Here is an 11,441-nt window from a genome sequence, read left to right as displayed (position 1 = left end):
CTTAACCAGTAACGATCCTATTGATTGCTTGATAAGCGATTTAAGTGAAGAGTTAAGTACATCAATTCATCATTGGAAATCGTCCAATCATATTGTTGTTCCAAAAATGTTTTGATTTTGACTGCACACTGATAATCTTGTTCATATTTGACAGCGATCAAATTAATCAAGGACGAATCCTCATTTGAGGAAATTTCTTTATCTAACTGTCTTTTAACAAAGTAACGAATATGGGTAATGAAACGAGTAAAATCATAAGATGTTTCGTCATATTCTTTGCCATAATGATATTTAATAATATCGATAATGCTTTGAATGATTTTCGTTGTCAGCATGGTTTCGTTCATATTGCTGGTAGAGTTATAGGCATTTACAAAATGAAGGGTAATAAAGGCTGCTTCCTGGTCTGGAATCTCAATCCCTGTTTTCTCCCGCATCATCTGAACAGCTTTCAACGCAAATGCATATTCTTTTGTATAAATTTGTTTGATGTCCCATTCTAATGGCGAGCGCATTTGTAATCCTTCTGCAGCTCGATTTAAGACAAAACCAATATGATCGGACAATGTCAGCAAAATGGAATCATCGATTGATTGTTCTAATTCTGCTTCCCCTAATTGAATAATATCACTGGCCAGTTCAATATCTTCAATATCGATTCGTGCAAGCAGATTATCTAAGTTGCTAACGGAATTGTTACCTTCAAGAACAAATCTTTTTTCAATCAGGGCTGAATCGATCACATCACCTTCACGCTTGTTGAAGCCGACACCTTTGCCCATAATGATTTCTTCGATGTTGTCATCATTTAAAACCAAAGAAACATTATTATTAAAAACTTTCAGTATTTTCATTGAAATTATCTCCTGTTCTTGACTTGAAAAACGAAAAAAGACCTGACCATATCAAACATCACCAAAAAAAGTAATGTGAGAGGTCACGCCTGCTTAACCAGTAACGATCCGTTGACCAAAGTATACAACGTCTTATTTCCTTTGTCAATAGTACGCTTACATTTTGATGACAGATGGCTTCTCACCTTACATTTTGCTCTCTTTGAACGAATAAATTTGCTCAATAGAATTGGCTAATTTTTTAAATTGAACAAACTTCCCTTCACGAAGATACTCTTTTCCATCAACGAAAAAAAGTAAGGTCGGTGCTGAAAATATCAAATATTCAGCTGAAATCTCTTTAACTTTATCCGCTTCAACTTCTCTCAAATCGATTTTAGGATAGTTTTTTAATAGCTCAATCAATTTAGGTTTGAGCACATGACACACCGAACAATCTTCTTGTGAAACATATAAAAAAGCAAGGTGTGTTTCATTTATAAAGGTTATTACCTCTTGAATTTTTTGTAATTTTTTCATTGGTCGATCATCCTTTTTTGATTGGCTAAATCATAGCACCTTCTCAGCAAGATTACGATATTTATGCCTAACTTTACCTACCCACTTCGATCCAAGCTTTGTAATAATCACGGTAAAATCCTTCTTGGTCCTCTGCCGTCATGATATAGCGCCCAATCATTGTCCCCGTCTGATATCCATTTTTCTTCAATTTTTCTTTCATTGATAGGAAATTATTTTCTGAAGGATTGTCTGACTTGATTGTCAGCAGGAATTGTTTGTATGAATATTTTGGTTGCTCTATTTGTTGCCAAATCGTGGCTTCTTCTACAAATTCTTTTGTAGTTACGGCAAAACCATAGATGATTTCTTTTTCATTTTTAGAATCGATATAAACTACTAAACTGGAAGGATTATCAATGTATGTCTGTAATTCATTGGGATCTTTTAAATCAATTGGAATAATTCTTTCCACATCTAATGGCTCGTCAATAAATTCTTTTTCTTTCAACTCAATCAAGCTCAATAATTGGTCTTTTCTGTGTTTGATTCCTTGTTGCTTTTTCTCTAGTTCAGTTAACTCTGCAGCTACTCTCGTTTCTGTTTCATCTAATATAGTCCATAATTCCTCTGGCGATTTTCGATAAAGGTTCGTCATTTTATTGATGGGAATATCCAGTCTGCGATAAAAATCAATGTCACTGATTGTCAGTATATCCTCCATATCAAACATTCGATAGCCATTCTCCCTATTTCTGGAGGATGTTAGTAAATTCATATCATCCCAATAACGGATCTTCGACTTTGGTAATTTCATGATTTCAGCCACTTGTCCCACCGTCAATAATTTCTCTTTTTCCATAAACTCACCTCTTATTTTAATTATAAACAAAAAACATTGACCTTCAAGTAACTTGAAGGTGTAGAATTCATTTTGAGTCTTGAAAAGGAGGAATTCACATGAAAATCATTCAGTTTTTCATTAAAAAGAATAGCACACTTATTTTTGCTACAATCATCTGTTTATGTTTACAAATTATCGGAACACTTGGTGTACCGTTACTCGTTGCTCAGTTGATCGATGTGGGGATTGCGAGCGGCAACGAACAATCGATCAAAATCATTGGGCTTAAAATGCTCGCAATGGCTTTATTTGGTGCGCTCTCAGCAATTGCTGGAAGTTATCTTTCAGCTAAAGTAGCAGCGAAATTTGGTTTAGAAACACGGGAAATGTTTTTCGACAAACTCCAAACATTCTCTATTAAAGATGCAGACAATTTCGGAACTGGCTCGCTACTGACACGAATGACAAATGACGTTGACAATATTCAACAAATGATCGTGTTGTTTCTACAGCTAATTTTACCAGCCCCGATCATTGCCATATTCTCACTTTATATGACATTCACTTACTCAGCGACATTAGCTTTAGTTCCATTGATCGCAATTGCAGCTTTTGGATTGATCGTTTATATCTTAATGAAAAAAGGGACACCTCTTTCCTTATTGATCCAACCTAAAATGGACAAGATCATCGTGACCTTACGAGAATTTTTTACTGGGATCAATATGATTCGGGCTTTTAACAATCAAGATTATGAAGAAGAACGAACAAATAAAACATTTTCAGACTATGCGAATGGCATGATTCGAGTAAATAGTATTTTTGCTTTTATTACGCCGGTTGCCTTCTTGCTTATGGGAATCGTTTTCTCTTCTATTCTATGGTTTGGTGGAAATTTAGTTGCGCTTGGGACTTTGCAAATTGGAACTGTTTCAGCTGTCGTGGAATATTCTTTACTAACGCTCGCTTACTTGATGATCGCAGCAATGGTTTTAGTTATGTTGCCTAGATCCCTTGCTTCAGTAAAAAGAATCGAAGAAATTTTGAATACACAAGACCAAATTCTTGATACTGACCAACCTGTTTTACTTGAAAAATCTGATTCACAAGATACCTTGATCGATTTAAATCATGTAACATTCAGTTATGACCAAGCGGATGAACCTGTTTTAGAAGATATCCATTTTAGCATTCCAAAAGGAAAAACAACTGCAATCGTCGGCGGTACAGGTTCTGGTAAAAGTACTGTTGCCAAGCTATTATTACGACTTAGCGATGTCTCCGCGGGAGCAATTTTATTCGATGGTGTGGATATTAGAAACGTTACCCAGGAAGAATTACGCTCTAAAATCAGTTACGTTCCGCAAAAAGCTTTCTTATTTAGCGGAACGATCAAGAGCAACTTATTGATGGGTTACCCTGAAGCAACAAAAGCAGATATGGATCGAGCGTCCGAAATCGCTCAACTCGCTTCTTATCTTGCCACACTAGAAGATGGCTACGATTCATTTGTGGCACAAGGTGGAACGAACTTCTCAGGTGGTCAAAGACAACGTTTGTGTATCGCTCGAGCTTTGATCAAGCCTGCAGATATTTATATCTTTGACGATAGCTTCTCAGCGCTTGATTATCAAACAGATGCCGCATTAAGACTCGCATTAAAAGAAGAAATGGCGGACAAAACCTTACTGATCGTCGCTCAAAGATTAAGCACGATCCAGCAAGCAGACAACATTATTGTCCTAGATGAAGGGAAAATCGTTGGTCAAGGAACACACAGCCAACTGCTACAAACGAATAAAACGTACCAAGAATTCGCCCGCTCACAAGGGATTATCATGGAAGGAGCGCTAGTCTGATGGAAAAATTAAATAAACAAACCTTAAAACGATTCTTTCAATTGATTCGACCTGAACGTCCGATATTTTTCGGCTTGATTTTATGTAGTTTGCTCGGCAATGCCTTAGTTATTGCTATGCCATTTATTATGGGTATCGCTATTGATGATTTGCTGTCTCTGATTAAAACACACGGAGTTGGTCACATCACGTTTCCAATGATCCAAGAAGCTTTATTAACACCCGTTTTGATTCTGATTGTATTTTCGATCATTAGTAGTTTGATGTCCTACACACAAGAGCGTGTGATGGCTTCTCTAAGTGAAAGGATCACGTTAAGAGTCAGAAAAGAAGTTACGAAAAAGTTCAAATCATTACCGATGGCCTTTTTTGACCAACACCAAGTTGGCGATATTTTGAGCCGAACAACAACCAGTTTAAATCAATTATCTCAAGTTTTCCTAACAGGGATCAATCAATTCTTCACATCGATTTCGACGATCGTTTTTGCTGGGATCATGTTGTTTTATATTGATGTCAAATTAACATTGATCGTGGTTTTACTAATTGCTGGAAGTTCTTATTTGACGGGTAAAATTGCTAATAAAAATAAAAAACTAGCCGAAGCAAGTCAGGCAGAGCTCGGGATTTTAAATAATAAGACAGAAGAATTTTTATCTGGAAACTTAGTGACGAAAACGTTTAATCAACAAGATCATGCTAAAGATGTCATTTCACAAACGAACCAAAAGCATTACAAAGCCTTTCTAAGTGCGCAATTTATGAACTTTGCGATTTATCCAGCGATTCGTTTGATCAATCAATTAGCATTTATCGTCAGTGCGATCATCGGTGCATTCTTAGTTTTACAAGGTGGAATCACGATTGGATTACTTCAAGCTTATCTACAATATATCAATCAAATTTCTGAACCGATCTCTACTGCTTCTTATGTTATCAACTCGATTCAAGCAGCCTTAGCAGCTGTTGATCGGATTTTTGAGATTTTAGATGCAGAAGATGATGTTCCAGAAAAAGCAAACTTACAACTCATCGATCAACCAACTGGCGCCATTGCTTTTGATAAGGTTCAGTTTGGTTATACAGAAGAAAAAATATTGATGAAACAAGTTGATTTTACTGTTAAACCAAAACAAATGGTGGCAATCGTTGGGCCAACTGGTGCTGGTAAAACGACTTTAGTAAACTTACTGATGCGTTTTTATGAATTAAATGGTGGGCGAATTACCTTTGACGGCGTGGATATCACAGATCTTTCAAGAACAAATCTACGCTCTATGTTTGGAATGGTTTTACAAAATACATGGCTGTTTGAAGGAACGATTGCGGAGAATATCGCGTATGGACGAATGGATGCAACACGAGAAGAAGTCATCGAAGCTGCTAAAATCGCCCAATGTGATCACTTTATTCGGACATTGCCAAATGGTTATGATTCGATCATTTCCAGCGAAAATGGCTCATTGTCACAAGGACAGCAACAATTATTGACGATTGCTAGAATCATATTGGCAAATCCTCCTGTGGTTATTTTGGATGAAGCGACGTCTAGCGTGGATACTCGAACGGAAGCTCATATTCAAAAAGCGATGGACGAAGTAACCAATAATCGAACTAGTTTTGTGATTGCACACCGGTTGTCTACAATTGAAAATGCTGATTTGATTTTAGTGATGAAAGATGGCGATATCGTGGAGAAAGGGAATCACCAAGAGTTATTGGCGAAACCTTCGTTGTATGCATCGTTGTATAATAGTCAGTTTCAACAGACTTAAGAATTAAAAAATATAGTAAGATTCGAGGAGAAAGTTATCTGTAGATGACTTTCTCCTCTATATTCTTAGTATATTTTGTGTCCGAAAATTCTAATATATTACTATCATTTAACTTTCTACATTTTCAATTTTATATTAAAAATATCCTCACCATTCCATATAATCCGAAGAACTAAAACTCCCCAGATCATCCGTTGGTTCTTCTAACATCGAACTACTTAAAAGCTCATTTACTTCAATCATCTGATGATCTTTCACAAGAAACAATTGTGGTGAATTTGCTGAGTCAATATTTATTTTATAATAACCATTCATTAATTTTGAGTAATCAAGATTTTTTATCACTTGTTCCTGATACTTCGTAGCATTTTCTGTCCTTTCATTAAAGTCACTTTCTTCTATATAAGGATACTGTACTGGAACATTCGCAATGATCATATGGCTGTTCATCAACTGTTTGACCGTCACTGCTGCATATCCACCAAAGGCTGCCTTTTTTTTATTTGTAGAACGGCTATTTTCTTTCGCCCACTGTTTGATTTTTTTGGGAGCAAGCTCGTTATTATAAGCTAGATACGGCAAGTCATACGCTGTTCGAGTTTCATTTTTTTCTAGCGGTGTATTTATACCAATTTTCTTTGTCAAGTCACTTTTCGCAATACTCTTTTCAACTTCTACTGTGAATGTATCTAAAAATGTTTCTGCTTCTTTTGAATGCGCTGGCACTTGAAGAATGGTTTGAATGGAATTATCATAGGTAGTCAGACTACTATCTACTAACTCCCATTTATCTTTCGCATTAGATCGTTGTAGAACTCCTTTGGCATAAACAGAAATTCCTTCTTGAGTTACAGTGTAATCTAGCTGGACATGTGTCGATTTTTTTGAAGAATCATAAGCTTTAACGATCTTTACCTCCCCCTTTGTTCCCACACTTTGAAGTTTTTGTTCAATAACTTGTTGATACTCATCATTTCGATCATTTTTGGCATGAATAAGAAAACCTAAGCGTGTTCCGACCGTTAATATAACAATTACAACTGGAATCATTACGCCAAAAGCTACAGATTTTATACTAACTATTTTCGGTTTGTCGCTAATAATATCCGTTGAGCAATCAACAATTTGCCAGCCTATTACAGCTAAAAATATCGCCATTAACCCTACGCCAATTGTTCCAGGTTCAAAGAATGTTTTATATGGAAACAAGGCAGAGTAACCTATCCTAAAAAATAGAACGAGCAGTAAAAGCCACGATGTCACATAGATACTGATCAGACATTGTAATTGCTTATTCTTTTGTTTAAATTTTCTCAGAAAAAATACAACCACGACCGCATTCACAAAAAAAGAAAAGATATAACCGATAAAAACAAACGACAATACAAAAAATGAATAAATCAATCCATAAGACTGGTTGGGTGTATTCCCTGAAAAATCAAATTTCAACAACCCGTAGATAAATGTTGCAATAAAAATCAGAAGCGGCAACAACACCGCAGTTTTTGTTAACTTTTTAAATTTTATAATACCAATTCCTCCTTATTTATTCTCAAAACTCTTTTTTTTAATCAAACATACTAGTTATCAGTTTAACATAAGAAAAAGCTTGGTCTAGTTGTTTCATAAAAATTAGAACGACAAATCCAAGCGTTACGTAACCTTTTCCACCAGCAAAAGGTTATAAAAAACAATTATCAAACTCAAAGATAAATAGCTCTAAGCTGATGGAAAACTTCAACTATGAAGTTAAATAAACGAATTGTCGTAAATTTATTTGTATATGTTGCTATTTTTTACGATTTATACTATAATTTCTCTAGCTATTATTCTATGAATATTAGACTGACAATTTAAAATGGGAAAGGAATTATTTGTTTTGAAAAATTTAAAATTAGGTTTGATTGGTATTTTTTTATTAGGAGCATCCCTGGTTAGTTTGTCTCCTCAAGCAGCAACAGCAGTAGAATCTCGCTCCATCATTGGTGCAGATGACCGCGTTCAGATTACAGATACTACTGTAGCACCCTATCAAAGTGCAGTATTTATTGGCGCAAACGGCGCCTCAGGTTCTGGTTCAGTTATTGGAAAGAACACTGTTTTAACAGCAGCTCACGTCGTAATAGGGATTAAAGACAATCCAAATACGGATTCTAGTTATGTTGTTCCTGGAAGAAATGGGGCAAACCTTCCTTATGGAAAATTTAAAATCAAAGAGGTCCACATTCCTCAAGGGTATTTAGATAACAGACGTACAGATGATGATTATGCAGTGATTACACTTGAACCTAATGAGGGGAAAAGCATCGGTGATATCGTCAAACAGAACCCTATTGCCTTAACTGACAGCATATCACTTGGTTCAGAAGTCTCGAGCATGGGTTATCCTGGTGATAAGCCTTGGGGAACATTATGGGAAACTAAAGGAAAAATCATCGGGAAAGAAACAACTAACTTAATCGACTATGATTTCGATACCTTCGGCGGTCAATCTGGGTCATCCGTTTTTAATGACAAGCAAGAAGTAATAGCCGTTCACTCCGCTGGAGGAGGAAATAGAAATGTTGGTGTAAAACTAAATTCAGAACACTTTGCGTTCGTACTAGAACATATTGGCGAAACATCGAATCCTATTGAAATTGCACCTAAAGAAATTGTTGTTGAAAAAGATGAAGTAGATTTGAATGTTGGTGAATCACTAACTCTTAACGCTTCCGTTTTACCAGCTAATGCGACAAACAAACAATTGCACTGGGATACTACCGCTGAAGATATTGCTGTAGTAGATGCAAATGGTAAAATTACAGGCGTATCCCCAGGTTCTACAATTATCGATGTAAGTACAGCCGATGGAAAAATCGTTAAGTATATTGAAGTGAATGTAAACGAAGTTGCGCCAGAAGAAATCGTTGTTGACAAAGAGAATGTAGAATTAAGTTTAGGCAGTTCCTTAACACTTAAAGCCTCTGTTTTACCAACCAATACCACAGACAAAGAACTCTTCTGGATTTCTCAAGATGAATCAATCGTTGATGTTGATGATAATGGTAAGATCACAGGTAAAAAAGTCGGAACAACCGAAATTTTAATACTATCTGTAACTAATTTTGGTGAAATTGAAAAACGTGTCACTGTTACAGTGAAGGAAAAATTACAATCAGCAGACTTAACCTTTCCAGTAAGAAATGGATTATACTTTTCTAAACAAGATCTAAAAGAAACTGTTGAAATAAAATCGATTTCTGATGGGAAAGCACACATCCTCTTCCATCTAAATAAACTCAATAAAACGTATGATTTAAAAATTGGGGAATTAGATTTTGCTGGTGGAACCGGGGTATATAATGTTCAACCATTAGCTTTAGGTACTCCCATGATTCAGTCATTATATGATGTTAGTATTGATAGAAAATTAGTGAATAGCAAAATTGTAATTATGTATGTAGATAAAAAGAACCCTAAGATTGTCAAAGACTATTTTATCGTTCGAGCGATGTAAACTATTTCTAAATTTAGACAAAATAAAGGTCTGTAGTGAACGTCTAAAATGACTTTCGCTACAGACCTTTAACGTATAAAAAATGAAACGAATATTACATAGGTTTCTCATTTTCCATGCCGTTTTCTATCAAATCATTGACTTTTCTGCTCAAATATCGTACACTTTCTACTTGAATCTAATAATTAAATAGTACCTCAAATTGAGGTAGAGGTTGCGATTTTTATTAATCTTGTGGAGTGAGAGGACACGTCGAAGCAAGTCTAGGAGAAATCGCCGAAATGTATAACAGCCTCCCTGTTATGCGTTGGGACGTAAGCGAACAACTTACGGACTGTCTTAGTAGTGATGCTAAGTTGCGCTATGTTTTTGTTGAGAGTACCTGACGATAGTAGGCAACCATGCATTTTTGCATGGTTGTTTTTTGCGTAAAGAAGAATATGTTCGACACATTCTTCAAAACTCTTTAAACTAAATTATAGTAAAAGAAATTAAGTGCTTAAAAAGAAAGGAAGAAAAACATGAACAAGAAATCATTTTCACTTAGCTTACTCTTTGCAATTATTTTAAGTGTGTTCTGTGCTCCACTATTCAGTCAAGCAGAAACCAACGGTGAATTCCGTGTCGGGATGGAGGCCGGATACGCACCTTTTAACTGGTCGCAAAAAACGGACGCAAATGGCGCAGTACCAATACAAGGAAATTCTTCTTATGCAGGAGGATACGATGTTCAAATTGCTAAAAAAATTGCGGATGGATTAGATAAAAAACTAGTAATCGTTCAAACAAAATGGGATGGTTTGGCTCCAGCCTTACAATCAGGTAAAATCGATGCCATTATTGCTGGGATGAGTCCTACTGCAGAACGTCGCAAAGAAATTGATTTTACTGATCCTTACTATGAATCACAATTAGTTGTTGTCGTTCAGAAAAAAAGCAAGTTTGCCGACGCTAAAAATTTGAAAGATTTATCAGGTGCTAAAATCACAGCACAGTTAAATACCTTCCATTATAGTGTGATCGATCAAATCCCTGGTGTGAATAAGCAACAAGCTATGGATAATTTCTCAGCAATGAGAACAGCTTTAGCTTCTGGTATGATCGATGGCTATGTCAGCGAACGACCAGAAGGTGTGACTGCGACAAGTGTTAATAAGGATTTAGAAATGCTTGAGTTCTCTAAAGAAAATGGTTTCCAAACCAACGCGGAAGATGTTCAAATCGCAGTGGGTATGCGAAAAGCAGATCCGGAAATCAGTACAGTCAATCAAATTTTATCAGGTATTTCATCAGATGAGCGAACAAAAATCATGGATCAAGCAGTCAAAGATCAACCCGCTGCCGAAACAAGTGACAGTGAAAAATCAGGTGTTTTAGCCGACTTCAAAAATATTTGGGATCAATACGGCGGTATGTTCTTACGTGGAGCAGGTTTGACTTTATTTATCGCTTTAATCGGAACAGTTGTAGGAACAACATTAGGATTATTGATCGGTGTCGTTCGCACGATTCCAGAATCTGAAAATAAAGTGACTCGTTTATTCCAAAAATTAGGAAACGGTTTGCTTTCGGTCTATATCGAAGTGTTCCGCGGCACACCGATGATGGTACAAGCTATGGTCATTTTCTATGGTTTAGCCTTAGCTTTTGGGATTTCTCTAGATCGAACGATTGCGGCTTTGTTTATTGTTTCTATTAATACAGGTGCTTATATGTCTGAAATCGTACGCGGCGGAATCTTTGCTGTTGACCAAGGGCAATTTGAAGCAGCACAAGCAATTGGAATGACGCATGGACAAACGATGCGTAAAGTCGTTGTTCCTCAAGTATTGCGTAATATTTTACCTGCAACAGGAAATGAATTTGTCATTAATATCAAAGATACGGCTGTTTTGAGTGTTATTGGTGTAGCTGACTTATTCTTCCAAGGAAATTCTGCATCTGGCGCAAACTTCCAATTCTTCCAAACATTTACGATTGTTGGAATCATGTACTTGATCATGACTTATGCGATCACACGCATTCTGCGTGTCGTTGAGAAAAAAATGGACGGTCCTTCTGCTTATGTAAAATTAGAAGAAGCAGAAAATCTAAAAGAAAGCTAAGAGGAGA

The 11,441-nt window shown here is 36.2% G+C and carries 8 protein-coding genes and 1 riboswitch; of the genes, 4 read left to right on the top strand and 4 right to left on the bottom strand.

Features of this window, described 5'->3' with window-relative positions:
• Positions 1-17: 17 nt before the first annotated feature.
• The 3 genes from licT to A5821_RS14285 all read right to left on the bottom strand — a co-directional run bounded on the left by licT (position 18) and on the right by A5821_RS14285 (position 2,214).
• Entirely contained in the window at positions 18-854 is an 837-nt protein-coding gene (licT, locus tag A5821_RS14295) for a BglG family transcription antiterminator LicT (protein ID WP_086315391.1), read from the bottom strand.
• A gap of 186 nt (positions 855-1,040) precedes the next feature.
• Positions 1,041-1,373: a thioredoxin family protein gene (locus A5821_RS14290; protein ID WP_086315390.1), complete on the bottom strand. Its 333-nt coding sequence runs from the start codon at positions 1,371-1,373 to the stop codon at positions 1,041-1,043.
• Between the two features lie 73 nt (positions 1,374-1,446).
• A complete protein-coding gene (locus A5821_RS14285; RefSeq protein ID WP_086315389.1) occupies positions 1,447-2,214 on the bottom strand; it encodes a MerR family transcriptional regulator in 768 nt (255 codons plus the stop codon).
• A gap of 98 nt (positions 2,215-2,312) precedes the next feature.
• On the opposite strand from A5821_RS14285, the gene A5821_RS14280 reads away from it, so the two are divergent.
• Positions 2,313-4,055, top strand: coding sequence for an ABC transporter ATP-binding protein (locus A5821_RS14280; protein WP_086315388.1), 1,743 nt, complete (start codon positions 2,313-2,315; stop codon positions 4,053-4,055).
• Positions 4,055-5,830 (top strand): ABC transporter ATP-binding protein, encoded by a 1,776-nt coding sequence (locus tag A5821_RS14275; RefSeq protein WP_170923049.1) that lies wholly within the window; start codon positions 4,055-4,057, stop codon positions 5,828-5,830. The genes A5821_RS14280 and A5821_RS14275 overlap by 1 nt, the downstream gene beginning before the upstream one ends.
• Before the next feature lie 147 nt (positions 5,831-5,977).
• Here the strand turns inward: A5821_RS14275 and A5821_RS14270 are convergent, their stop codons facing one another.
• On the bottom strand, positions 5,978-7,321 hold the full coding sequence (locus A5821_RS14270; protein ID WP_086315386.1) for a hypothetical protein: 1,344 nt from the start codon (positions 7,319-7,321) through the stop codon (positions 5,978-5,980).
• A 388-nt stretch (positions 7,322-7,709) separates the two neighbouring features.
• Between A5821_RS14270 and A5821_RS14265 the strand changes: the two genes are divergently transcribed.
• Positions 7,710-9,329 carry an Ig-like domain-containing protein gene (locus A5821_RS14265; RefSeq protein WP_170923048.1) on the top strand — a complete coding sequence of 540 codons (1,620 nt, stop codon included), beginning with the start codon at positions 7,710-7,712 and terminating at the stop codon, positions 9,327-9,329.
• 200 nt (positions 9,330-9,529) lie between these two features.
• Positions 9,530-9,701: riboswitch (Lysine riboswitch) on the top strand.
• Positions 9,702-9,850: 149 nt separating this feature from the next.
• Positions 9,851-11,434: an ABC transporter permease subunit gene (locus A5821_RS14260; RefSeq protein WP_086315384.1), complete on the top strand. Its 1,584-nt coding sequence runs from the start codon at positions 9,851-9,853 to the stop codon at positions 11,432-11,434.
• Positions 11,435-11,441 lie beyond the last annotated feature (7 nt).

Origin of the sequence: Enterococcus sp. 7F3_DIV0205 (genome assembly GCF_002141365.2) — a bacterium.
GTDB classification, from domain to species: Bacteria; Bacillota; Bacilli; order Lactobacillales; family Enterococcaceae; genus Enterococcus_L; species Enterococcus_L palustris.
This window is presented reverse-complemented; position numbering and strand designations above follow the sequence as displayed.

What these genes read in the sequence shown, in the direction of transcription:
- licT (WP_086315391.1), bottom strand. Translation starts at nt 854, where the DNA reads ATGAAAATACTGAAAGTTTTTAATAATAATGTTTCTTTGGTTTTAAAT.
- A5821_RS14290 (WP_086315390.1), bottom strand. Translation starts at nt 1,373, where the DNA reads ATGAAAAAATTACAAAAAATTCAAGAGGTAATAACCTTTATAAATGAA.
- A5821_RS14285 (WP_086315389.1), bottom strand. Translation starts at nt 2,214, where the DNA reads ATGGAAAAAGAGAAATTATTGACGGTGGGACAAGTGGCTGAAATCATG.
- A5821_RS14280 (WP_086315388.1), top strand. Translation starts at nt 2,313, where the DNA reads ATGAAAATCATTCAGTTTTTCATTAAAAAGAATAGCACACTTATTTTT.
- A5821_RS14275 (WP_170923049.1), top strand. Translation starts at nt 4,055, where the DNA reads ATGGAAAAATTAAATAAACAAACCTTAAAACGATTCTTTCAATTGATT.
- A5821_RS14260 (WP_086315384.1), top strand. Translation starts at nt 9,851, where the DNA reads ATGAACAAGAAATCATTTTCACTTAGCTTACTCTTTGCAATTATTTTA.